Source organism: Pedobacter sp. AW31-3R (genome assembly GCF_052180285.1).
Classification (GTDB): domain Bacteria; phylum Bacteroidota; class Bacteroidia; order Sphingobacteriales; family Sphingobacteriaceae; genus Pedobacter.
The window spans coordinates 630054-655743 of record NZ_CP197475.1; the positions used below are offsets into that span (position 1 = coordinate 630054).

The window sequence follows — 25690 nt, forward strand, 5'->3', positions numbered from 1 at the left end:
GGAATAATCAAAACCAAATATCCTCATGGAACATCATCAAGTTGCCGCGTCGAAGCCAAAGCTATCAAAATCTCAGATCTTTAATCTGAGTGCCGGATTTTTCGGTATACAGTTCGGCTTTGCCCTTCAGAATGGAAACGCCTCAAGAATTTTGCAAACCTTTGGTGCCGATGTAGAGCACTTATCCCTTTTTTGGCTTGCAGCACCCTTAACGGGAATGATTGTACAGCCTATTATAGGCTACTATAGCGATAAAACCTGGAACCGCTTTGGCAGAAGAAGGCCTTATTTCCTGATTGGCGCATTGCTGACTGCCATCGCTTTAATCCTCATGCCAAATTCGGCAAGTATGGCCAATCTGATGCCTCCTATTATTATTGGTGCTGGTATGCTGATGATCATGGACGCTTCGATTAATGTGGCCATGGAACCTTTCCGGGCTTTGGTTGCCGATAAGCTGCCGGAGAGTCAGCGAAGTTTCGGGTTCTCTATACAGACCTTCCTGATCGGTGCCGGTGCCATATCAGGATCATGGTTGCCTTACTTCTTTTCGGAATATCTGGGGGTTTCTAAAGTTGCTGCGGCAGGGCAGGTACCACAAAATGTGATTTTCTCTTTTTATGCCGGTGCCGCGATATTATTGGCGACTATCTTATGGACTGTACTGACGACAAAAGAGTATCCGCCAGAGGAAATGGCATTATATCACGGGGCCGAACCGGAAACGGAGAAGGAAAAGGGAATAATGTCGATCTTTACTGATTTTTCCAATATGCCACGTACCATGAAACAACTGGGACTGGTACAGTTTTTCTCCTGGTTTGCTTTGTTTTCTATGTGGGTATTTACCACACCTGCAATTGCCCAACATATTTATAAAGTGTTGCCGGGTGATACCTCTTCTGTAAAGTTTGCAGATGCGGGAAACTGGGTAGGAATTTTGTTTGGAGTATATAATGGTGTTTCTGCCATCTATGCGCTGATCCTTCCTTCTATTGCTAAAGCTACCAGTCGTAAGGTCGCACACGCATTCTCTCTGATTTGTGGAGGACTTGGGCTGTTATCTATTTATTTTATCAGTAATCCCGATTATCTGATTATTTCCATGATCGGAATTGGCCTTGCCTGGGGAAGTATTCTTTCGATGCCTTATGCCATCCTATCCAGTTCGATACCTGCCCGGAAGATGGGTGTATATATGGGAATCTTTAACTTCTTCATTACCATGCCACAGATCGTAAACGGCTTTTTCGGGGGAATGATTGTGAAACATTTTTATAACGGTGAAGCCATCTATGCGATCATCATTGCCGGTATATTTATGATTCTTGGTGCTTTTTCTGTCTTAAACATCAAAAGCAATACAGAAATATAAATAAGCATATACATATTGCGTGAAGCTAAATGTGGAGAACTGCTCACTAATTCCTCAAGGAATTAGTGAGCAGTTTTTTTGACTTTAATTTAATTTTTTTTGTATTTAACTGTATATCAGTTTTTTTGTTATTGTCTTATGGCATTCGCTTAATCAGTTTTTCTGGGATGAATCTTATTTTTTAGTGTGAATAACTTGTTGATAAGTATTACACTAATGAATTATGATGCTGGATTTTATCTGCTGATATTGCCTTCTTCACAAAGATCTCTTTATACGGCTTTAATTAAGGGGAGGGTATGCTATTATATAGTAAATGATTTGTGTAGGATGCCTGAGGTAACAGCTTTGCTGAGAGATGGTGGCTAAAGTATCGCAAAGATAAGTGATAATAAACAGATAAGAAACAATAATATAAATAGCAGGGAATAAGGCATAAAAAAATGATCTTCACACATTGCTTACTTGAAGTTTTAAATAAAATGACTATTTTTACCGCCCACTTATGGAACAGATAAAAACGACGTTTGATTTTGAAAAACCTATTGCTGAACTCATGCAGCAAATTGAAAAGGTTAAACAGGTTGCTGATAAAACAAAGGTAGATATGTCTGCAACACTGGTTGAACTGGAGGAGAAATTATCCAAGACCCAGAACGCACTCTACAAAAACTTATCAGGCTGGCAGGAAGTACAATTATCCCGTCATCCGGAAAGACCGCAAACGCTGGATTATATCAGTATGATTTGCGATGATTTTATTGAAATGCACGGTGACCGTACGGTAAAAGATGATAAAGCCATCATTGGTGGTTTTGGTACCATCGCCGGTCAGTCGGTTATGATTATAGGACATCAGAAAGGTAAAAATACTAAAGAGCGTCAATACCGTAATTTCGGAATGGCGAATCCTGAAGGATACCGCAAAGCATTGAGATTAATGCGTCTCGCAGAAAAATTCAATAAACCCGTAATTTCTTTTATTGATACCATGGGTGCTTATCCTGGATTAGAAGCAGAAGAAAGAGGGCAGGGCGAAGCCATTGCAAGAAACTTACTGGAAATGTCTGTATTGAAAGTACCAATTTTATGCTTCATCGTTGGTGAGGGAGCTTCAGGAGGAGCTTTAGGTATTGGTATCGGTGATAAGGTATATATGCTGGAGCATACCTGGTATTCTGTGATCTCGCCGGAGTCCTGTTCTTCTATATTATGGCGCAGCTGGGAATTTAAAGAGAAGGCCGCAGAATGCCTGAAGCTTACCTCCGGTGATATGTTCCGTAATCAATTAATTGACGGCGTGATTAAAGAGCCTCTGGGAGGAGCACATCAGAATCCGCAGGTAATGGCAGAGACTTTAAAAGCACAAATCCTGAAGGACTTAAAAGAGCTTGGTAAAGAGAAAACAGAGAAGATGATCAACAACAGGATCGACAAATTCTGTGCAATGGGCGTTGTACAGGAATAACATTAGGAAATGAGCGCAGGCTGCATAACGTATGCAGTCCTATATAAAAAATATCATTAAACAAAAAGGGTTGCAATTCTGAATTGCAACCCTTTTTGTTTAATGGTATTTTTTGCCCTTATTCTCCCTGCTGGGCGAAATAAGGAGAGAATCTGGCTTCCAGTGCCTGGAATTGTAAGGCAAGCTTCTGGGAGAGTTTATCCTGCTTTTGTTCAGCTGTAGTTTTTACCATCTGGTTTAAGAACTGCAGTCCTATCTGAACATTCTGGCCACCAATAAATGTATTTTTGCTTTTAGAAACATCTGCCAGGTAAGTCAGTTCTTTCTGAATATAATCGGCAGATCTTTCCAGTAATGCATTTGCTCTGGCCGTTTCACCCAGGGCATATTCATTTTCAGCGAGGAAATAAGCACCCATAATTGAACGCATACCATAGAATTTTTCCGGCATAACCTCATAATAACGGTTCACCACTTTTTTTGCATCTTCAATTTTTCCTTCTTTGATCAGTCCAGAAATAGTGGTATTGAAAAGATTATTGAAGATAGAGATGTCATCTGAAGACTGTGTATCAAGATAACGTGCATTTTTCACATTTCCCCACTTAAATTTAGTATACATGTTGTGGTAAAGTACATCTGTATTTACCAGTTCACTTTTTCCGACTGCAGTATCTAATTTTAATGGCAATAGGCGCAAAGCAAGGCCTTCCGTATACAAATAGTTATCTAATCCGTTAAATTGGTCTGAAGGAACTGTGCTTGCGAAATAGATAGGTCTTTTCCAGTTGTTGTTTACCAGGATATCAATCATGGCCAGTGTTCCTTTGGTGACATAACCTTTATTGAAGGTCCATTGCATAAGAGGAGTAATTTTTGCCGTATCAGCAGCTTTTACTGTACCTGTTTTTACTACATCATCCTTATTCACGGTAAGCTGGAAGTTTTTAGTTGGGATAAAGTTTTCTTTAGTACCATTCTGCAGTGGAATTTTATCCTCATCATTATCCGATAGCAATACGTCAAGAATATTTTTCAGTTCAACAGAACCTGCAATTTTATAATCTGAATAATACATCACATCCCTTACTCCTTGTACATATTGTGAAGGTTTCATGCTGATCGGAAGTGGTGCAGATTCATTTTGCTGGCGTTTCATTCCATCAATATACCAGTCCGTATCAAATAAGCTTAAATTCACGAGGCGGATATCTGGTCTGATGTTTTCTACTTCTTGGGCATACCATAAGGGGTAAGTATCGTTATCGCCGTAGGTGAACAAAATCGCGTTCGGTGCACAGGACTCCAGGTAATCTACTGCAATATCATGCGCAACCATTTTCGTAGAACGGTCATGGTCATCCCATCCCTGTGCTGCCATGATCACCGGACCGGCAAATAAGCCGATTACTGTAGCACCGATAGCGCCTGTCTGCGGCGTAATTTTTTTGAAGATCCAGTCTTTTAAAGCAAATACACTAAACCCTATCCAGATGGCAAAGGCATAGAACGATCCTGCATAGGCATAGTCCCTTTCTCTTGGCTCCAGGGGCTTCTGGTTGAGGTAAAGCACAATGGCAACACCGGTGAAGAAGAAAAGAAGACCTACAATTCCTGCATCCTTTTGGTTGCGTTTGAAATGCCAGATCGCCCCCAGCAGTCCCAGAATTAATGGCAGGAAGAAAAAGCGATTGTAGGCAGCATTGTCCACAATAGATGGTGGCAGGTTAGTTTGGTCACCCAGCATCATGGCATCCAGGGGTTTAACTCCACTCAGGAATTGTCCCTGGTAAACTCCGGCACCCTGGTCATCATTTTGACGGCCTGCAAAATTCCACATGAAATAACGCATGTACATATTGCCTATCTGGTATTTGAACAGGTAATTTACATTGTCAAACAAACCAGGGAAATAGCTGTCATCAAAGCCCATCATCTGCTTGTATTCCTGAACATGTCTGGGTTCATCGCTGTACATCCTTGGGAAAACAGTAGTCCTGTCATATTCGTAATCTGTTTTCTTACCTGAAACTTCATATTTGTCTTCCCCTTTGCGATAAAGGTTTTTACCTTCTTTAAGGCTTACTTTTTCTGAATTATAGTTTGGACCAAACAATAGAGGCCTGTCACCATATTGCTCCCTGTTCAGGTAGCTTAAAAAAGAGAATGCATTATCAGGGTTACTGTTATTCAGGTTAGGTTTTGCTTTTGCTCTGATGATGATCATGGCAAACGAGCAGTACCCGAAAATGATCAGCACAGTAGACAACAGGGCAAGATTTAAAAACTTGTTCTGTTGTTGGATAGAATAACGGATCCCCCAGGTCAGTCCGCCGATCAGCAAAATGGCAAAGAAGATGACCCCGGTACCGAAACCTAATCCCAGTGTATTCACGAAGAATAAATCGAAATAGGCGCCGAAAGATACCAGGTATTGAATAATGCCATATTGTACAATGGCAAGGATCAGTATACCAACAGCAAGAGTCTTAATAATCCCTGCATTAGTTGGTTTAGCGGTCTTGCGGAAATAATAAACAAAGGCAATTGCCGGGATTGTCAGCAGGTTGAGTAAGTGGATACCAATAGACAGGCCCATAATATATGCGATAAACAATAACCATTTATCGGCGCGGGGCTCATCGGCATGTGCTTCCCATTTAAGGATACCCCAGAATACGATTGCTGTAAACAGGGAAGATAAAGCGTAAACCTCAGATTCCACTGCGGAAAACCAGAAACTATCGGAGAAAGTATAGGCAAGTGCACCCACAGCACCGGCACCCATAATGGTAATGATATTGGTCAGTGTTAAGTCTGCTTCTGTTTTAATAAACATCTTCTTAGCCAGCGCCGTGATGGTCCAGAATAAAAATAAGATGGTCGCAGCACTTGCAATAGCAGAACCTACGTTCATGAAATAAGCTACTTTAGTGATGTCACCCAATGCCAGCAGGGAAAAGAAACGCTGTATCATCAGGAACAGTGGTGCACCAGGTTGATGCACGACCTGCATTTTCAGGGCTGAAGCGATAAACTCACCGCAATCCCAGAAACTAACAGAAGGCTCTAAAGTCAATATATAAGTTACTGTGGCAATTAAAAAACACAGCCATCCTGTAAGGTTATTAATTTTTGAATAGTTCATCTTAATTTAATATATAATTTCTGCATATAAAAATGCAGCCGAAAATAATGAAATAGATTGATATAAAGAGACACAAGAGAAGAGTTTAACAAAAAATACCTGCTCATAGGCCTCTGGAACGTGTTTTTTAAAATATTTTAATTTTTTTTTCAAATAGATTTGCATTTATCAGAAATCTACGTAGATTTGCATTCCCAATTCAAACGAACCATATGGCAGTTTGAGGGAAGATTGCCCGATAGTATAAAGGTAGTACAACGGTTTTTGGTACCGTTTGTCTAGGTTCGAATCCTGGTCGGGCAACCAAACAATATTCGGATTGTGAATTAAACTCCACAATCCGATTTTTTTTAACCAGCATTGATACCCGTCTAATCATGCCATTGCAATTTAACCCCGTTAAACTTTTTGCCGGCACCGGTACAAAAGCATTAGCTCACAAAATTGCCGAAAGTTACGGCAAACCTCTAGGTAATGTAACTCTAAGTAAGTTTAGCGATGGCGAGTTTCAGCCTTCATATGATGAATCGATAAGAGGATGTGACGTGTTCCTTATCCAGTCTACCTACCAGCCTTCAGATAATTTAATGGAATTGTTATTAATGGTTGATGCAGCTAAAAGGGCATCCGCACATTATATCACTGCCGTTGTACCTTATTACGGACTGGCGAGACAAGACAGAAAAGATAAACCTCGCGTGGCTATAGGAGCAAAACTTGTGGCGAACCTGCTTAAATCTGCCGGAATACACAGGATTATGACGATGGATCTTCATGCTGCGCAGATACAAGGATTCTTTGATATCCCCGTGGATCACCTTGATGGTTCCGTGATTTTTGTTCCTTATATCAAAAGTCTGGGACTTAGAAACCTGACTATCGCTTCACCGGATATGGGAGGTTCTTACAGGGCACGTACTTTTGCAAAGTTCTTCAATGCTGAAGTGGTAATCTGTGATAAACGCCGTCTGCGTGCGAATGAGATCGAATCGATGTCGATTATCGGGGATGTAACAGATATGGATATTGTGTTGATTGATGACATCTGTGATACTGCAGGAACACTTGCAAAAGCAGCCGCATTGATTATGGAAAACGGTGCAAGGAGTGTAAGGGCTGTATGTACACACCCGGTATTGTCTGGAAAAGCCTATGAAACAGTAGAAAATTCAGTATTGACTGAGCTTATTGTGACCGATACCATTCCTCTGAAACAGGAAAGTCCTAAAATCAGGGTATTGAGTACCGCCCCATTATTTGCAAAAGCCATTGCCAATGTAAATGAACATGGTTCAATAAGTGACCTTTTCAAAGTATAAAATTAGAGTACAAATTAAATAATATATAAATATGAAAACTATCGCAATTAGCGGTTCTCCAAGAGAGAACGTAGGGAAACGCGATGCTAAAGAGCTTCGCTATGAAGGTAAAGTTCCTGCAGTATTGTATGGTGGTACAGAACAATCGCATATCGCTGTTGTAACTACTGAATTAAAGGATGCTATTTACACTCCTGAAGCTAACTTTTTAGAAATTGATATCAATGGTGCCAAAACCAAAGCTATCATTAAAGACATGCAATTCCACCCTTTAACAGACTTACTGTTACACGTGGATTTCCTTCAGTTGTTTGACGATAAGGAAATCGTTATGGAGATTCCAATTAAATTGGTTGGTACTTCTCCAGGTGTTAAAATGGGGGGTAAATTGGTTCAGAAATTACGTAAACTTCGTGTGAAATCTTTACCTAAAGATATGCCACAAGTTGTTGAAGTAAGTATCGCTAAATTGGAAGTTGGAAACTTGTTCCGTGTACGTGACCTTGTTAAAGGTGATTACGTGGTAACTAACACTCCTGAAGATACAATTGTGTCTGTAGGTATGTCAAGGGCTTTAAAACAAGCAGAACAACAAGCAGGTAAAAAATAAGCTGTTTTTAACAGATCATTTTATAGCAGCACTGACCTCAAATCAGTGCTGTTTTTTTATGCCGTTTAATTTAATAGCAGTCAAACTGCTATCTTTGTCCCCGAAAAGACCAGACCCCTTCGCATGGAATGGCTGCAAATAGAAGTAAAATATGAAATATTTAATTGTTGGTCTTGGAAATATAGGGCCTGAATATGCAAATACAAGACATAATATAGGATTCAATATTGCCGATACTCTGGTTAAGGAACTGGGTGGAAGCTTCAGCAATTTACGTTTGGCCTATTATTCAGAAGTTTCCTGGAAAGGCAGGAAGCTGCATGTGATTAAACCAACCACCTTTATGAACTTAAGTGGCAGAGCTGTGAACTATTGGATGCATGAACTGAATATTCCATTGGAAAATGTGCTGGTAATTGTAGATGACCTTGCGATACCATTTGGTAAGCTCAGGTTAAAATTAAAGGGCAGCAGTGCTGGACATAATGGGCTGAAGAGTATTGAAGCAAGCTGCGGCGGGCAAAATTATCCGCGCCTGCGCTTTGGGGTAGGGGATAACTTTCCAAAGGGCAGGCAGATCGATTATGTACTCGGTCATTTTGATAAAGAGGAACAGCCCGAATTACCTGCACTTCTGGATAAAAGTGTTGCGCTTATCCAGAGTTTCGTCACTGTAGGCCCTGGCCTTACCATGACTGCCTTTAATCAATAGATTTTTTAACAAACTGTGTGATTTTCTGGTGCAGGATAGCCAGGTCATATGGTTTTCCAAGTACATCGTTGGCACCGGCAGCAATGGCTGCCTGCTTGTCTGTTTCCATCACGGCAGCAGAGAAGGTAATAATAGGGATGTGCTCTTTACCAGGAACAGCACCTTCCCTGATGAGTTTGGTCGCATCCAGGCCATTCATCACGGGCATATAGGTGTCCATTAAAATGAGGTCATAAGGATTATCCCTAAGTTTGTCGAGTGCCTCTCTTCCATTTTCGACTACGTCGGCATTCACTTCCCATCCTTTAAGGATCTTAACAATAAGGAATTTATTGATTGGGTTATCCTCAGCAACTAAAATATTCACCTTACTGAAAGGTAGCAATACCTCGTTTTCTTTTTCCCTTTTTACTTCTGTATTTTGGAGTATCTCATACCAATTGGTGAAACAGAAAGTACTGCCTTCATTCTCTTTACTGGTCACATTTAATATTCCGCCTTTCAGATGAGCCAGATTTTTAACAATGGATAGTCCGAGTCCTGTGCCACCAAAGTTAAGTGCCGTATCATCATCCGCCTGCTCAAATGTTTCGAATATTTTCTCGATTTTATGAGACGCAATACCTATACCGGTGTCGATCACCGAAAATTTCAGTTGGGCATTATTTCCTTTCTGATCCAATACCTCTACCTTCAAGGTTACACTTCCTTCACTGGTAAATTTAATCGCATTTCCGATCAGGTTCATCAGGATCTGGTTCAGGCGAAGGGAGTCTGCGAGGATATGGGAGGGCAGGTCAGCATCAAATTCCACCAGGAGATCCAGGTTTTTCTCGGTCGCCCTGATTTTTAATAAATTGATAACTGCATTACACACCTGTATGACATCTGTTGCTGTACGGTTGATCTTGAATTTTCCGGCATCTATTTTTGACAGGTCCAGGATATCATTAATTACGCCAAGCAAAGAGTTGGAAGATATCTCCAGCAGTTTGATCATATCACGCTGATCTGCTGTTAAATCCGTTTTCTCAAGGAGCGTCGCTAATCCAATAATCCCATTGATAGGGGTACGGATTTCGTGGCTCATATTGGCCAGGAAGTTTTCTTTCGATTTCTTTCCCTGTTCAGCAAGTTCTTTCGCCTTGATCAGTTCTTTTTGGTATAATTCCAGTTCGGTATTTTTTCTAATGACTTCACGTTGTGTACGGACAAACTGGATAAAGGAATCTACTTTTGCAGAAGTGACAAAGGGGTTCAGGGGTTTATATAGATAATCTACCGCACCGGCATTCAGCCCTTTTACAGCATATTTGGTTTCTATGGAAATTGCCGTAACGAAGATGACCAGGATATTTTTTGTCCTGGGATTACTTTTTAAAATTTCGACAAGCTCAAAGCCGTCCATTTCAGGCATCTGGACATCTACGAGCGCTATAGCAATATCTTTCTCCCAGGCCAGCCTGAGTGCTTCATTAGGCAATGTTGTAGATATCAGGTTAACATCGTCTCTTTCTAATAAAGCTTCAAGTGCTATAATGTTTTCGGGTCTGTCATCAACAATGAGGATGTTAATCTTTTCCATATCAATTAAATGCTTCCTAAAGAGGAAGTCTAGGTTACTTTCTGGTATATATTATTTTTCTGGTCGATTATCTTAAACCGTCCTATTTCTGTACTTCTAAGTGTTTCTTTAGATCCCAAACACAGGAAGCCAAAGTTAGCTAAACTATTGTAAAAAAGGTCAATAACCTTCTTTTGTAATTCCGTATTAAAATAAATCAGCACATTGCGGCAGGATATCAGCTGAAACTCATTAAATACCCCTTCGGATGCCAGATTATGTGCAGAGAAGAGTACGTTCTTTTTTAAGGAATGATTGATAGAGGCAGCGTCATATCGCGCTGTATAATAGTCGGATAACGTATGTAAAGCCCCTGTTTTCTGGTAATTTTCAGAATAATTTTTCATCTTCTGCAAATCATATATTCCATTCTTGGCCGTTTCCAATACTTCTGAATTGATGTCTGTCCCGTAAAAAAAACTCCTGTCATATAGCTGTTCTTCAGAAAACAGTATAGCGAAGGAGTATAGTTCCTCCCCAGTAGAACATCCGGCATTCCACACTTTTATCCGTTGATAAGACCTTAAATAAGGAATAATATTTTCAGCTACCGACTTATAAAAAAGAGGATCTCTAAACATCTCCGTTACATTTACTGTTATCTCTATGACAAAGGATTCAAAATATTCCTGATCATTAGTCAACAACGTACGTAAATCGAAAAGGCTTAGTTTTTCAAGCTGCATAATCCGCGTTACTCTTCTTTTCAGAGACGCGGTGGAATAATCACTGAAATCAAAACCATGGATATTCTTGATAAAAGAAACCAGGCTTGCCAGCTCTTCATAGCTTATTGTGTCGTCTACATTTTCTAACTTAGCCATACCCTTAACATAGATAATAACTGATCAATATCTACAGGTTTTGCGATATAGTCATTCGCCCCTGCATCAATACATTTCTCACGGTCATTTTTCATTGCCTTAGCCGTGAGCGCAATAATTGGCAATTTCTTATAAGCTTTCATTTCCCGTATCGCAGTCATTGCCTCATAACCATTCATCTCAGGCATCATGATGTCCATTAACACCAGGTCTATTTCGTTGGCTTCTTCTAACCTTTCCAGTGCCTCGCGACCATTGTTTGCAATGACTATATTGATATCATATACTTGTAAAGCACTTGACAACGCGAATATATTCCTCATGTCGTCATCAGTGATCAAGATCGTTTTTCCTTTTAATGCCTTCTCGATAGTAGAAACTGTCTTGATTTTACTGGCCCTACCGGCTGTCAGACTGAACTCATCTTCTTTCTTTAATTTGTTCATAAAGAGACTCACCTCATCAATCAGCCTGTCATTCGACTTATTTGATTTTAGTACCATGGCCTCTGAGTATTTCATGATATGGGCAATTTTATCCTGATCAAGTTCCATTGCTGTATTAATGATCACGGGAACGTGGGTAAACCTGTCCTGTGTTTTAATCTGGTCGAGCAGTTCGAACCCTGAAATATCCGGCAGATTTAAATCGAGAATGATACAGTCGAATGCCTGTTCTTCCAATTTGTCCAATGCTTCTTTTCCGGTAAAGGCCTGTGCAACTTCTATCCCTTTTTGTACCAGCTGTTCTTTCACTACCAGACTTTGTAGTTCCTGGTCTTCAATCAGCAATACAGTCTTGAAGTTGTAAATGATATGTCCCGCATTAAGAATAGAAAAGGCTTCATCCAGTTGTCCTTTTTCGATAGGCTTTTTAAGGAAGCCAATTGCACCTTCTTTTAAGGCCATTTCTCCTTTAAAATCTCCGGCAGACATCATGTGCACCGGTATCTGTTTCGTCTGTGGGTTTGCCTTCAGCTGTTTCAATACTGCCCAGCCATCCATCACAGGTAACATCACATCCAGAATGATGGCATTGGGAAGATTTTTGATCGCCATGTCCAGTCCGGTATCGCCACGGTGTGCCAGAAGCGGAACAAAGCCTTTTTCAATAGCATAGTCTTTTAAAACATCGGCAAATACTTCATCATCCTCGATAATCAGCAGGGTTTGTTTATTGTGTTTATCTACAGGCACAACAATCGGTTCAGGGATCAATGGTATTACAGGTGTTTCTGCTGCAGGCACCATTTCGTCCGTGATGGCAGTACCCTCACCAATTCTTGCGGGAATATAGAGTGTAAAACAACTGCCCGCATTGGGTTCGCTTTCTACCTGTATTTCTCCACCCAGGATATTTGCAAGTTCCTTACTGATAGACAGACCTAAACCGGTACCTCCATACTTGCGGCTGGTAGAGCCATCTGCTTGTTTGAAAGCTTCAAAAATAAGTTTCTGTTTGTCCTCCGGAATACCAATACCTGAGTCTTTAACACTGATAGAGATAATTTTCTCTTCGGTGTTTTTCAGACTGTCTGAATAATAGGCGATACTCTTTTCTGCCAGACCAATGTCCAGTTTAATATTTCCGTTTTCCGGTGTAAATTTAAATGCATTGGAAAGTAGATTCTTAACAATTTGCTCTATCCTGGCAAGATCGGTCATTAACCTTTCAGGAAGTCCGTTGCCCAGGTTCGCTGTGAAGCTGATCTTTTTACTTTTGGCAATCTCTCCAAAAAGTAGTTCCATATTCTGTCTGATCTCAGCTGGCCTTACCTGCTCAATATCAAGGTCTATTTTACCCGATTCAATTTTGGAAAGGTCGAGGATATCATTGATCAGTGTAAGGAGATCGCTCCCCGCATTATGGATAACCCCAGCATATTTAAGTTGTTCTTCATTTAAATTATCCGGTCTGTTTTCTTTCAATATCCTTGCAAGAATTAGGATACTATTTAGTGGTGTACGCAGTTCATGACTCATATTTGCCAGGAATTCCGACTTATATTTACTGGATACTTCCAACTCCTCTGCCTTAGCTTTCATAGCTTCGCGCGCCTGGTTAACAGATAAATTCCGTTCTTCCAACTGATTTGCTTTTTCTTCCAGTTCGGCATTGGTCTCACGAAGCTCTTCCTGCTGTACCCTGAGTTCTTCTTCAGAAGCTTGAAGCTCTTCTGATTTATGGATCAGTTCTTCATTTGTTGTCCTCAATTCTTCCTGCTGGCTTTCCAGCTCTTCTGCCTGTTGCTGGGTTTGAAGGAACAGATCACGTAACTGTGTTCTTGCAATGGCACTGTTTACTGCTACGCCAATAAGATTGGAGAGTACGTTTAACAGTTCCTGTTCAATACCGGTCAGTGGTTTGGCAAAGCCCAGTTCAATTACTGCGATGGTTTCATGTTCGAATAAAACGGGTAAAAGAATTAGTGTGTTTGGTGTTAAATAACCTATGCCAGAGCCTACCTTTATATAATCTGCCGGAACGTCATTGACTTGTTTTAAAATTTTTTCGCGTGCCGCTTGTCCAACCAGCCCTTCGCCAAAGGCAATTTCCCTTAATTTCCCCTTCCTCACCTCCAGCGCATAAGAGCCTGTGAGTTCCAGTGCACGTTTTTTAGCATTGAGCAAATAAAAAGCACCTACAGTTGCACCCAATGAGTTACATATTTGTGTGATAACATTAGTAGAAAGCTCTTCCAATTCCTGTTCTCCGCGTGTAGATTCACTGATAATTGTTGCTTCAGAAAGGAACCAGTTGCGTTGCTTGTTCTCAATAGATAGTTTTTCGAGCGCATCATTGTTTTCTCTCATTTTAATTTCAGTGAGCCGCTGCTCATCGAATGTTCTTTTAATGAAGCTAAACAAGTACAGTACAAGGAATATAATGATCAGGGAACTACCCATAACAGTAAATACTGAGCGTTCGCCGCTCTTGATCCGGTTCTCTTTTCTTAATTTCAGTAAATCCGTTTCATTTTTGATCAGTTCATTATTTACCCTGAGCATATTGTCTTTAAATAGCTTTCCTTTGTCGGTAAGTACCTTCTTCATAGAAAGCGCTTGTCCCCCAATGGCATTTGCCTGAAGTATTTCATGCATATCCTTTATTTTCTGCTGGGCATAATATTCCAGTGAATCCAGTCTTTCCTGCTGTATGGGGTTGTCGATAGTTAACCGTTGCAGGTGGTTAATCTGCGGAATGATTTTATTGGCATTGGCATTATAAGGAGCAAGATAGGCACTCCGCTGGGTGAGTACATATCCTCTTAATCCGGTTTCGGCATTGAGGAGTTTGACCTCTACATTTTGTATGATATCGATGACTTCATACGTGTGATTTTCCCAGGAAGAATCATCATCCATAGAGCGGATACTTTTATACGAGGTTACCGCGGATATGATAACAAATAATAAAGTAATACTAAATCCTAAGAGTACTTGTTGTTTAAATGTCAATTTGAACATATTAGAAATTAAAATGCTTACTAATTAGTAATTCTGAAATTTCTCTGTTGAGAGATTTTCTAGCAATAATACTCAAAAAAATGTCCGTATTAATAAGAATACTAATATTTCGAAAGATTAGTATAAATCCTGTAAACATTGCGCATAGGTAGTGCCGATTGGTACCATTACACTTCCAATCCATACCTGGTTCCTGTCAAATCGGGTAATGTTATCCCTGGAAACGATAAATGCACGGTGGGTACGAATGAATTTCCTTTCGGGAAGGATTAGCAGCATATCACTAATGGTCATCCGTGTACTTAGTGAGCTGTTATTTTTTAAATTGATTTGGGTGTAATTCCCTGCGGCCTCCACATACAGGATGTCATCAAGCATGACTTTAACCTGTTCATAACCGTCTTTGATAAAGATGTAGAGGAGGTCTGTAAGTTCAATGACACCTTTGCGCAGGCTGTGGATCTCCTGCGCCTTATTACAGGCCTGAAGAAACCTGGATAGGGCGAAAGGTTTGAGGAGGTAGTCGAGCGCATTCAGCTCGAAGCCTTTCACCGCATGTTCTGCATAGGCAGTCGTAAAAATGACCAGCGGGGGGTGTGTCAAACTTTTCAGGAAATCTATCCCATTGATATCCGGCATTTTAATATCCAGAAAAATTAAGTCCACCTGCTGTTGCTGAAGAAAAGTGATGGCCTCAAAAGCATTTGTAAATACAGCTTGTAAGTCTACAAAAGGCACTTTTGCGGCATGTGAACGGATCACATCCAATGCTATGGGTTCATCATCTATTGCTATGGCAATCATCATTTATTTCAGGTTCAGTGTTAAATGTACGAAAAACTCCTTTCCGCTCTCCCTGATGATTAATTCATGTTTTCCAGGGTACTGCAAATTTAAGCGTTGGCGTACATTTTCTAAACCTATACCGCTAAGTAATTTTTCAGGATCCCCATCTGCTTTTAGATGGATGCTATTGTTGACATCAAAATATAGTATATCTGCTTTAGTTTGCAGTGTGATTTTAATATGTGAAGGAGACTGCAAACTGATACCGTGTTTAAACGCATTCTCTACGAAAGGAATCAGCAGCATGGGGGCGATTTCCATGCTGGTAAACTGTTCTTCAATTTCAGTATGGATACTGATGTCAACAGTAGTGGATGTCCTTAGCTTCTGCAAGGCGATATAATTGTTAAGATAATCAATATCCCTGCTTAGGGCAATTTTATCCTGCATATTTTCCTGGAGCATAAAACGCATCATATCACCCAGTTTTTGTATCCCCTCACCGGTACGTTCGGCATTCTCCTGGAGGGCTGTTCCATAAAGCGTGTTTAATGCATTAAATAAAAAGTGTGGATTAATCTGTGATTTGAGGAAACTCAAACTGGCATCAGATTTACCCAATTCCATTTTCAAGGTAGAGATCTGCAATTCTGTTGCATTTCTTGACCGGTAAATATACCAGGCGAGTGGGCCGCTGACCAGTAATTGTGCCGGGAAGTGAAATAGGTTGACGATCATGAAAAATTCTCCCCTTCCGGTAATCAGGAATGCGATCAGTCCCATAGGGATGCCCGTGACAATGGTCACCAGAATCGTCTTTCCAAAATAAACTTTGTAGGCTTTGGGCTGCGAAATTAAAGTGGGGATCAGATAGTATAGGGAATAGACGATAGTAAACAGGCACAAGGCGATCACTAGGGTCCAGCACAGGATTACCTCAAAATCTGCTCCGGTGGTTACAAAGATCAATACCCCCAGGAACCAGAATGCTGCACCGAACACAATTTCCAGTTTCATCTGGTGCTGGTTATCTTTTTCTTCTGCTTCGACAAGGAAAACAATCAGTTTCTTAAGGGCGACATAGATGGCAATAAGGAGGATTAACCATGCGGAATAGGTGAAACCATTAAAGAAAAAGTGGTTATATGCATTGTCTACATTGCTGAACTGAGAAAACAGGTAAGCTTTGCTGTAGGTTTGGGTAATGCTGGTTACCAGTCCTGAAAAAAGAAACATCAGAACCAGGACTACAATATTGAACCCTGTATTCACCTTTCTGTACAATGGGGGTAAAATGCAGAAATTGAGCAGCAGGAAGGTAAAGTAAAGCAGGGAATAACGGAATAGGGCAGGGATAAAATAGCTGGATAAATAATTGTACTCTACCTTTGCATTATCAAACTCCCAGGGCACCCGGATATCTGAGCCCCCGGAAATCAGCATGAGTATAGCGAGGCCATAGAGGATACTGGCTACCCAGAATTCTATTTTACTTAGATCTTTTATATTCATTTTAGTGGCAGCTGCCGAAAACGTTAACTTCATCTGTGTGTATGATTATCTGGTACAATACTACAAAGGGATTTACTTCTCTTTTTTAAAATGTGATGAATGCCTGAAAAAATGTGATGAATAGGTAAATATGGGTAAATTGCGGCTTTTATTTTTATGACTATGAAAATTTACGGGATCCCGAATTGCAGTACAGTTAAAAAAGCCAGGACGTGGCTTACCGATAATGGGTTTGAATATGAATTCCATGATTTCAAAAAACAGGGGATTACTACCGAAAAACTTCTGGAATGGTGTGAGGTATTTGGATGGGAAACAGTCCTGAATAAAAAAGGAACCACCTGGAAGAAATTATCTTTCGAACAGCAGTCGTCCGTGAAAGATGAAGCATCTGCTATTGCAGTATTAAAAGAGAATTTAAGTGCTATTAAAAGACCTGTGGTGGAAGTAGATGGAAAGGCTGTACTAATCAGCTTTGATGAAGAAAAATATGCGCTTGAATTAAAAAGATAAATCTTTTAAGTGTTAATTTTTGTTAAAAGAATGTACATGCTAACAAACTAATATATATTTGATTTTGCATAGCCTGTGCGAGCAGCGGAGAATAGAGAACCTATGCAAAATCTAACGGACGAAAAAACTATTCAACATGAACATGCTTAAAAGATTACTGATGGCATTGCTTTTTGCAATGCCAGTACATATATATGCACAGACGGGAGTAAGTGGCGGTGTTTTTGATTATGAAAACAAAAACTTCCCCTTACAAAAAGTGACGGTGCGAAACCTGAACAATAAGAAAATAGTATTAACAGGTGCTGCAGGACAGTTTACTATTCAGGCTAATAAAGGTGATTTACTGGAATTGTCTTTACCGGGGTACCATACCGATACACTGTATCTGACCGACCTGCAATCGAAAACGATCTATCTGCCGGTTTCCTCGACCGACCTTAAAGAGGTGAAAATAAGGAGTGCAAAGCTTTCGAGAGACCTTAACCTTAAAAACCCTACCAATGCGCAAGAGTTTAAACGTGTCTCCGGAATCCGTCCTACACAGAATGTAGGCCGTGCAGGTGGAGTAGGCATCGCCTTTGGTGGCGGAAAAGCAAAACGTGAAAAAGCGAAAGAAAAGGCATTGGAGGTCAAAGATTTTTATGAATCGGAAATCAACAAGTATTTTAGTGAAGAACATGTGAATGACCTGATTAAACTGGAAGGGCAGGATTTAAAGGATTTTATTAACATGTACAAACCCAGTGTGGCACTGGTAAAAGGCGATGAGCTGTTTAATTACGATTTTTATATTGCAGAAGCTTACCAAAAATGGCTGAAGTTATCACCCGCACAACGAAAGGGGGCACCAATGCCAAAGCTGAATAAGAACTAGCCAGATTCCTGAATCAACAAAACACACACACATAATGAATTATTCCGTTTTCCGAAAAACACTTCTTCTGGCGGTGTTTTTTGCATTGAGTATCGATACCTATGCGCAACAGCCATCTGCCGTAAGCAAATATGATCCGCATGCCGCTTTCAGCCCTTTGTTTTACACCCAGAATGGAAATGAATACCGTTCCGCCAGTGGTGCACCAGGACCAAAATACTGGCAGAACCGTGCAGATTACAATATCACAGCAACCCTGGATGACAAAAAGAATACGGTGTCGGGAACGGTCACCATTACCTACAAGAACAATAGTCCTGATCAGCTGCCTTTTTTATGGCTGCAGCTGGATCAGAACCTGTTTGAGAAAGATTCGCGTGGAAATGGGCTGATCAAGGCCGGAAGCCGTTATGGCGCACGTGGTGAAAAGGTGGATGGTGGTTACACCATCACCGATTTCTCAGTAGCACAGAAGGCATTGCCTGTTAAATTTACGTCGATTACAGAAGATACCAGGATGCAGATCAGGCTGGATAAGCCCATGGCAGCGAATGGCGACCTGTTAACCATCAAAATGAATTTCTCTTTTGTCATTCCTGTTAACGGATCTGATAGGATGGGACACTTGGCCACCAAAAATGGTGAGATTTATACCATTGCGCAATGGTTCCCGCGCTTATCTGTATATGATGACGTGCTGGGCTGGAATACCTTGCCTTACTGGGGAGCAGGGGAGTTCTACTGTGAATATGGTGATGTGAATTATACGGTTACAGCTCCTGCAAGTCATATTGTAATGGGATCGGGTGAGCTATTAAATCCACAGGAAGTATTTACGGCAGCACAACTAAAAAGATGGAATGCGGCGAAACTCAGTGATCAAACCATTGCCATCCGTTCTGCAGAAGAAGTGACTGATCCCAAGTCTCGTCCGGCGAAAGCCTCACTGACCTGGAAGTTTAAGATGTTAAATACCAGGGATGTTGCCTGGTCGTCTTCTCAAGCTTTTGTTTTGGATGCCGCAAAAATTAACCTCCCTGGTGGAAAAAAATCACTTGCCGTGTCTGCACAACCTGTAGAAAGTAACGGAGTTGATGGGTATGGAAGGGGAGTGGAATATATTAAAGGCAGTATTGAGCATTATTCTGAAAAATGGTTTGAATATCCTTATCCAATGGCGGTGAATATTGCCGCTAATGTAAGTGGTATGGAATATCCCGGAATTGTGTTCTGTGGATGGAAGGCTAAGAATGCAGAAGCCTGGGGAGTGATCGATCATGAATTTGGCCATACTTGGTTCCCTATGGTTGTGGGTAGCAATGAGCGTAAATTCGGCTGGATGGATGAAGGCTTCAATACCTTTATCAATGGATTGTCTTCCGCTGCATTTAACAATGGGGAGTATAAATCACCTAAGGAAAATATGCAGATGGTAGGTAAATACCTTTCTGGTAAAAATACAGAGTATATCATGTTAACTCCGGATGCCATGGAAGAGGAGAATATTGGCATGAATCTCTATGCCAAACCGGGATGGGGATTGCAGTTTTTAAGGAATGAGGTGCTTGGGGCAGACCGCTTTGATTATGCTTTTAGAAACTACATCAAACAATGGGCTTTCAAACACCCTACTCCATATGATTTTTTCCGCTCCATGGAGAACGGCTCAGGTGAAGATCTTGCCTGGTTCTGGAGGGGCTGGTTTATTGAAGACTGGAAAACAGACCTGGCGATTACCAGTGTAACGCCAACGAAGAAAGAAGGACAGATTGAGGGATATCAGATCATCGTAGAGAACATGAACCAAATGCCTATGCCGATCATCCTGCAGGTTAAATTGCAGAGTGGCAAGACTGATACGATCAGGATTCCTGTTGATGTCTGGATGAGAAACAAAAGCTGGGCAATAGATTATACCACAACGGAAGAACTTTTATCTGTAGAACTTGATCCGGATAAGGTTACACCAGATATCAACTCAACCAATAATACATGGTTTAAATAGTTAGTCGGTTTAACATGTATTGGTTTTAGAAGCGCCCATATCCTCAACAAAGAGGATATGGGCGCTTTTGATAAAGAGTCCATACGACCGTAGCTCAAACGTTGTGGTCCTGTTCTGTAAAATATCCTTACCTCTTTATTTTTTAAAATAAATTACCTGGTTTCTGCAAATCCATATTAAACTGATGGCTGATTCGATGCGCTCGCGAATGTGTTATTTAATTTCAGTTATTATTAAAATTTATGGTTTACAAGCAGAAGTATTTAGACCCATTGGTACTTTTTTCATTTCAGCGCATTTTTGCTGGTCCGTCCAGTAAGCAGATGTTGATTTCATTTTTAAATGCATCCCTTGCCGGATGCAGGAATATTGTTGATGTCACTTATAATGACACCACCATGACGCACAGTGCTGATCATGAAACAGATGACATCATTGATATACTTTGTACAGACGTGCATGGGGATAGCTTCTTTGTGGGAATCCAGCTTTTGCCGGAGACTGATCTGAAGCATGATCCGGTCATGTGTGGAATGAGGCTGATTAAGGAACAAAAGAAGATCGAACAGTTGGTTTACTTAAAATTCAACCTGAAGAAGGTGTATGTGGTTGTACTCATTGCAGGTCACATGAGCAAAGTTGTAAGGGAGGGGTATCGTCATGATATCAATATACGTCCATTATTTCCTAGAAAATATTCTGATTTAACTTTGAATCTTGTTTTTATTGATTTTGCTCTCTTTAATAAAAAGGAAACAGAATTAAGTACACTGCTTGATAAGTGGGTGTTTGCTCTTAAAAGCATTAATCACACGGAGGAGATTTCTTCATATCTGCAGGAACCCGAGTTTAAGCAGTTGTTTGAAATGATTGAATATGAAGGGCTTACTTCGGTGGAAAAGCAAGCGTACCATGCCTCCCTGAAATCAGGAAATTAGTCATTATAATTTAGCACTACCATGATTCCGTCCCAGCTGATTGCAGTGACGGAATCATGGTGGTGCTTTAAGCTTTGCCCTTAATGGCGATTAAAGAAGCTGTCTTTTAATTTCTGTGCATCAATTAAAGGCTCAGGTTCATCCAGTCTGATCAGCCATCCTTTTTGTTTCAATAAGGCAATCTCCACTTTGGATACCGACAGATCTTTTCCTTTAAGGTGTTTTTTATACACCAGTGGGGCGGGCGGTTCAATATCTGAGGGGCTGGAGAAAAGCACTTCAATATTGAATTTTGGCCATAACTGTATATCGCCCATATTGGCAGAGAAGATTCTCTTTGTACTGTTGGCAGGAATTGCAGCGGCAAATTCACCTTTATATTGTCCGCCTTTTTCTGTGGTCATACTGGCAAGAAGCTGGAAGGATGTTTCATTGACCAGGTGGAAGTGGGCTACTGCTGCACTGTGCTGATCGGCCACGAGCGCCAGGTAAACACCTTCTTTTTTAAATTCTGCTACAGGCACCGCTGCATTTGGTCTATTTGATACTACGGTATTATCATCCGGGATATCTCCATGTACTAGGGTCACTTTAGAAGCCAGTACAGGTATCTCAAAATCATTTGCATCTGTTACACCAATAGTATCTTTATCTATGATACGTGTCACGTAACCTTCTATATTCTCGTCAACAAAACGTACAAAATCACCTAAATTCAAACTCATAATGCTAATTTTTAAGAGTACATACTCTGTTTATACAAACCTAAGGAATAATATTTTTTTATCTTTGTCCCATCACGATTAATTCTATGGCTGAAGAAAAGCAAATAAATAATCCATTACATGGAAAAACATTGGAATTTATTCTCAAGCAGCTGGTATGGCATTATGATTGGCCTGAGCTGGGGAAACTGATAAAAATCGCGTGCTTTAATAATGATCCGAGTTTAAAGTCGAGTTTGAAGTTTTTAAGAAAGACTGACTGGGCACGGAAAAAAGTAGAGAAACTCTACTTAAATACTTTTCATTAAAAGCGGCGCAATTGGTGCCTGAACAGAATTCACAAGAGATGAACAAACATTATGGAGGATCTGCTGTATGGTTCATATTCAGTTTATAGATCTTATGTATTGAGTTGACCTTAAAAGGCTTTTTATCTAGCTATATAAAGGGGATTGAATTAGTCTATGGCTAATCCAGTGCCAATTGTACACCAATACCGGGTAGCGCAGATATCGATGACTCCCAAAGGCTGTCGCGTGCGTACGTTCTACGCTCTATTGAGGCATAGCATATTTGCCACTGAGTCTGGTCTTACAATACTCAGATTATTGCATTTATTTCTCTTAACCTCTTGATTCATAAAATGTATTGTCTTACCTTTGCAATCCCTTATTAAGGGGTAAAGTTTTTAAATTACAAATAGAAAAACAAATTAACAATGCCAACCATTCAACAATTAGTTAGAAAAGGTAGAGTAGCACTGGAGTTCAAGAGTAAGTCTCCGGCGTTGGACAGTTGTCCACAGCGAAGAGGTGTATGTACACGTGTATATACCACTACCCCTAAAAAACCAAACTCAGCGATGCGTAAAGTTGCACGTGTACGTTTAACCAATGGAAAAGAAGTTAACGCTTATATCCCTGGTGAAGGTCACAACTTGCAAGAGCACTCTATCGTATTGATCCGTGGTGGTCGTGTTAAAGATTTACCAGGTGTACGTTATCACATCATCCGTGGAGCATTAGATACTTCAGGAGTTGCTGGTCGTAACCAACGTCGTTCAAAATATGGCACAAAACGTCCTAAACCAGGACAAGTAGCTGCTGCACCAACAAAAGGTAAAAAGAAATAATTAGGAGGAACAGAAAATGAGAAAGTCAAAACCGAAAAAGAGAATTATCCTTCCTGATCCAAAATTTAACGATGTTCAGGTGACAAGATTTGTAAACAATATGATGTATGATGGAAAAAAATCCATTGCTTACTCTATTTTTTATGATGCAGTTGAATTAGCTGAGAAAAAAGCTGGTGAAAATGGTTTAGAAGTATGGAAACGTGCTTTAACAAATGTAATGCCTGCAGTAGAGGTGAAATCACGCCGTGTGGGTGGTGCAAACTTCCAGGTACCTACAGAAGTTCGTCCTGATCGTAAAATCGCTTTAGGTATGAAATGGTTAATTTCATTTGCAAGAAGACGTGGTGAAAAAACCATGAAAGAAAAACTTGCAGGAGAAATCGTTTCAGCAGCTAAAGGTGAAGGTGCGGCCGTGAAAAAGAAAGAAGATACGCATAAAATGGCTGAAGCCAACAAAGCGTTCTCACATTTCCGTTTTTAATTATTGAAAACATAAGATGTCAAGAGATTTAAGATTTACAAGAAACATTGGTATTGCTGCGCACATTGATGCGGGTAAAACCACCACAACAGAGCGTATTCTTTATTATGCTGGTGTTAGTCACAAAATTGGTGAAGTGCACGAAGGTGCTGCAACAATGGACTGGATGGCACAAGAGCAAGAGCGTGGTATTACTATCACTTCTGCTGCTACTACTGTTGGATGGAAATACAGAGGTCAGGATTACCATATTAACATCATTGATACACCGGGTCACGTGGATTTTACCGTAGAGGTAAACCGTTCACTGCGCGTATTAGATGGTTTGGTATTCTTATTTTCTGCAGTTGATGGTGTTGAGCCTCAATCTGAGACTAACTGGCGTCTGGCTAACAACTATAATGTTGCCCGTATAGGTTTCGTGAATAAAATGGACCGCTCAGGTGCAGATTTTCTGAAAGTAGTTGGACAGGTTAAAAGTATGTTAGGCAGTAATGCAGTTCCATTGCAATTGCCAATTGGTGCTGAAGATAACTTCAAAGGTGTAGTTGATCTGATCAACAACCGCGGTATTGTTTGGAATGAGCACGATAAAGGAATGACCTTTACTGAAGTGCCAATTCCTGATGATATGATCGATGAGGTTGCGGAATGGAGAGAGAAATTACTTGAATCTGTAGCTGATTATGATGAGACTTTGATGGAGAAATTCTTCGAAGATCCTAATTCAATTACAGAACGTGAAATTCTTGATGCTTTACGTGCAGCTGTTTTAGATGCTAAAATTGTACCTATGGTTTGTGGTTCATCTTTCAAAAACAAAGGTGTGCAAACTATGCTGGACTATGTGATGGAATTATTGCCTTCACCAATGGATTCAGAAGGTATTGTTGGTACTAATCCGGACACAGGTGCTGAGATCTTACGTAAACCAGATGAAAAAGAGCCGTTTGCAGCTTTGGCATTTAAAATTGCAACGGATCCTTTTGTTGGTCGTTTGTGCTTTATCCGTGTATATTCTGGTAACTTAGAAGCTGGTTCATATATTTACAATGCGCGTTCTGAAAACAAAGAACGTATTTCCCGTATCTTCCAGATGCATGCAAATAAGCAAAATCCTATTCCTAATGTTGGAGCTGGTGATATTGCTGCGGTTGTAGGCTTTAAAGATATCAAAACAGGAGATACACTTTGCGAAGAGAAAAATCCTATCGTTCTTGAGTCAATGGTATTCCCTGAGCCGGTTATCGGTTTAGCGATTGAGCCTAAAACTCAGGCTGATATCGATAAATTAGGTATGGGATTATCTAAATTAGCTGAAGAAGATCCTACATTCAGGGTTCAAACTGACGAGGAAACTGGTCAGACTGTAATCTCTGGTATGGGTGAGCTTCACTTAGATATCCTGATTGACCGTCTTAAACGTGAGTTTAAAGTTGAGGTTAACCAAGGAGCTCCACAGGTTGCTTACAAAGAAGCCATCAATGGTACTATTCAACACCGTGAGACGTACAAAAAACAATCAGGTGGCCGTGGTAAATTCGCGGATATTCAGGTTGTTATCTCACCTATCGATGCTGACTTTGAGAAAGGTGGTTTACAGTTTGTGAATGAAATCACTGGTGGATCTATTCCACGTGAATTTATCCCTTCAGTAGAAAAAGGATTTGCAGCCTCTATGTCTAATGGTGTATTAGCTGGTTATCCTCTTCCTGATATGAAAGTTCGCTTAATTGATGGTTCATTCCACGCAGTCGATTCAGATGCTTTATCTTTCGAACTTGCTGCTAAAATGGCTTACCGTGAAGCATTACCTAAATGTAACCCTGTATTGATGGAGCCAATCATGAAAATCGAAATCTTAACCCCTGAAGAAAACATGGGTGATGTGATCGGTGACATGAACCGTCGTCGTGGTCAACTGTTAGGTATGGATACCCGTAACGGATCTCAGGTAATTAAAGCAACTGTACCTCTATCTGAAATGTTCGGTTATGTAACGCAGTTGCGTACCATTACTTCAGGCCGTGCGACGTCTACAATGGAGTTTGATCATTATGATCCGGCACCTAAAAACGTACAGGACGAAGTGATTGCTAAATCAAAAGGCAGAATCAAGTCTATCGACTAATAAAAAATCCGGCCGCCTGTTATTAATAGCTCTAACAGGC

20 protein-coding genes and 1 tRNA gene are annotated in these 25690 nt (G+C 40.5%); 14 read left to right on the top strand and 7 right to left on the bottom strand.

Features of this window, described 5'->3' with window-relative positions:
* Positions 1-25 precede the first annotated feature (25 nt).
* On the top strand, positions 26-1375 hold the full coding sequence (locus tag ACSBL2_RS02575) for an MFS transporter (protein WP_442590123.1): 1350 nt from the start codon (positions 26-28) through the stop codon (positions 1373-1375).
* Positions 1376-1880: 505 nt separating this feature from the next.
* On the top strand, positions 1881-2843 hold the full coding sequence (locus tag ACSBL2_RS02580) for an acetyl-CoA carboxylase carboxyltransferase subunit alpha (protein WP_442590124.1): 963 nt from the start codon (positions 1881-1883) through the stop codon (positions 2841-2843).
* 118 nt (positions 2844-2961) lie between these two features.
* Here the strand turns inward: ACSBL2_RS02580 and ACSBL2_RS02585 are convergent, their stop codons facing one another.
* Positions 2962-5991, bottom strand: coding sequence for a glycosyltransferase family 117 protein (locus ACSBL2_RS02585; RefSeq protein ID WP_442590125.1), 3030 nt, complete (start codon positions 5989-5991; stop codon positions 2962-2964).
* Positions 5992-6223: 232 nt separating this feature from the next.
* Between ACSBL2_RS02585 and ACSBL2_RS02590 the strand changes: the two genes are divergently transcribed.
* The 4 genes from ACSBL2_RS02590 (at position 6224) to pth (ending at position 8632) form a co-directional block, all read left to right on the top strand.
* Positions 6224-6297, top strand: a tRNA-Gln gene (locus ACSBL2_RS02590).
* 71 nt (positions 6298-6368) lie between these two features.
* Complete coding sequence (locus ACSBL2_RS02595; protein WP_442590126.1) at positions 6369-7310, top strand: ribose-phosphate pyrophosphokinase; 942 nt, start codon at positions 6369-6371, stop codon at positions 7308-7310.
* A gap of 31 nt (positions 7311-7341) precedes the next feature.
* Positions 7342-7920, top strand: a complete 579-nt coding sequence (locus ACSBL2_RS02600; protein WP_442590127.1) for a 50S ribosomal protein L25/general stress protein Ctc — start codon at positions 7342-7344, stop codon at positions 7918-7920.
* Between the two features lie 151 nt (positions 7921-8071).
* On the top strand, positions 8072-8632 hold the full coding sequence (gene pth / locus ACSBL2_RS02605; RefSeq protein WP_442590128.1) for an aminoacyl-tRNA hydrolase: 561 nt from the start codon (positions 8072-8074) through the stop codon (positions 8630-8632).
* Here pth and ACSBL2_RS02610 read toward each other — a convergent pair.
* The 5 genes from ACSBL2_RS02610 to ACSBL2_RS02630 form a co-directional block, all read right to left on the bottom strand.
* Positions 8622-10217, bottom strand: coding sequence for a response regulator (locus ACSBL2_RS02610; protein ID WP_442590129.1), 1596 nt, complete (start codon positions 10215-10217; stop codon positions 8622-8624). The genes pth and ACSBL2_RS02610 overlap by 11 nt on opposite strands.
* Before the next feature lie 29 nt (positions 10218-10246).
* Entirely contained in the window at positions 10247-11080 is an 834-nt protein-coding gene (locus tag ACSBL2_RS02615) for a CheR family methyltransferase (protein WP_442590130.1), read from the bottom strand.
* On the bottom strand, positions 11068-14547 hold the full coding sequence (locus ACSBL2_RS02620) for a response regulator (protein ID WP_442590131.1): 3480 nt from the start codon (positions 14545-14547) through the stop codon (positions 11068-11070). The genes ACSBL2_RS02615 and ACSBL2_RS02620 overlap by 13 nt, the downstream gene beginning before the upstream one ends.
* Positions 14548-14664: 117 nt before the next feature.
* Positions 14665-15354: a LytR/AlgR family response regulator transcription factor gene (locus ACSBL2_RS02625; RefSeq protein WP_442590132.1), complete on the bottom strand. Its 690-nt coding sequence runs from the start codon at positions 15352-15354 to the stop codon at positions 14665-14667.
* Positions 15355-16878, bottom strand: coding sequence for a sensor histidine kinase (locus tag ACSBL2_RS02630; protein ID WP_442590133.1), 1524 nt, complete (start codon positions 16876-16878; stop codon positions 15355-15357).
* 129 nt (positions 16879-17007) lie between these two features.
* Between ACSBL2_RS02630 and ACSBL2_RS02635 the strand changes: the two genes are divergently transcribed.
* The 4 genes from ACSBL2_RS02635 to ACSBL2_RS02650 all read left to right on the top strand — a co-directional run bounded on the left by ACSBL2_RS02635 (position 17008) and on the right by ACSBL2_RS02650 (position 21178).
* Positions 17008-17358, top strand: coding sequence for an arsenate reductase (locus ACSBL2_RS02635; protein WP_442590134.1), 351 nt, complete (start codon positions 17008-17010; stop codon positions 17356-17358).
* Positions 17359-17494: 136 nt separating this feature from the next.
* A complete protein-coding gene (locus ACSBL2_RS02640) occupies positions 17495-18235 on the top strand; it encodes a hypothetical protein (protein WP_442590135.1) in 741 nt (246 codons plus the stop codon).
* Positions 18236-18269: 34 nt separating this feature from the next.
* Positions 18270-20240, top strand: a complete 1971-nt coding sequence (locus ACSBL2_RS02645) for a M1 family metallopeptidase (protein WP_442590136.1) — start codon at positions 18270-18272, stop codon at positions 20238-20240.
* A 242-nt stretch (positions 20241-20482) separates the two neighbouring features.
* The gene (locus ACSBL2_RS02650) at positions 20483-21178 is read left to right on the top strand and encodes a PD-(D/E)XK nuclease family transposase (RefSeq protein ID WP_442590137.1); all 696 of its coding nucleotides are present in this window, start codon (positions 20483-20485) and stop codon (positions 21176-21178) included.
* Positions 21179-21258: 80 nt separating this feature from the next.
* Here ACSBL2_RS02650 and ACSBL2_RS02655 read toward each other — a convergent pair whose 3' ends face one another.
* Positions 21259-21903: a hypothetical protein gene (locus ACSBL2_RS02655; RefSeq protein WP_442590138.1), complete on the bottom strand. Its 645-nt coding sequence runs from the start codon at positions 21901-21903 to the stop codon at positions 21259-21261.
* A gap of 86 nt (positions 21904-21989) precedes the next feature.
* On the opposite strand from ACSBL2_RS02655, the gene ACSBL2_RS02660 reads away from it, so the two are divergent.
* The 4 genes from ACSBL2_RS02660 to fusA all read left to right on the top strand — a co-directional run bounded on the left by ACSBL2_RS02660 (position 21990) and on the right by fusA (position 25650).
* Entirely contained in the window at positions 21990-22211 is a 222-nt protein-coding gene (locus ACSBL2_RS02660) for a VF530 family DNA-binding protein (protein WP_442590139.1), read from the top strand.
* 410 nt (positions 22212-22621) lie between these two features.
* Positions 22622-23035 (top strand): 30S ribosomal protein S12, encoded by a 414-nt coding sequence (gene rpsL, locus ACSBL2_RS02665; RefSeq protein ID WP_008244597.1) that lies wholly within the window; start codon positions 22622-22624, stop codon positions 23033-23035.
* 16 nt (positions 23036-23051) lie between these two features.
* Positions 23052-23519, top strand: coding sequence for a 30S ribosomal protein S7 (gene rpsG, locus ACSBL2_RS02670; protein WP_142528375.1), 468 nt, complete (start codon positions 23052-23054; stop codon positions 23517-23519).
* A gap of 16 nt (positions 23520-23535) precedes the next feature.
* Entirely contained in the window at positions 23536-25650 is a 2115-nt protein-coding gene (gene fusA / locus ACSBL2_RS02675) for an elongation factor G (protein WP_442590140.1), read from the top strand.
* Positions 25651-25690 lie beyond the last annotated feature (40 nt).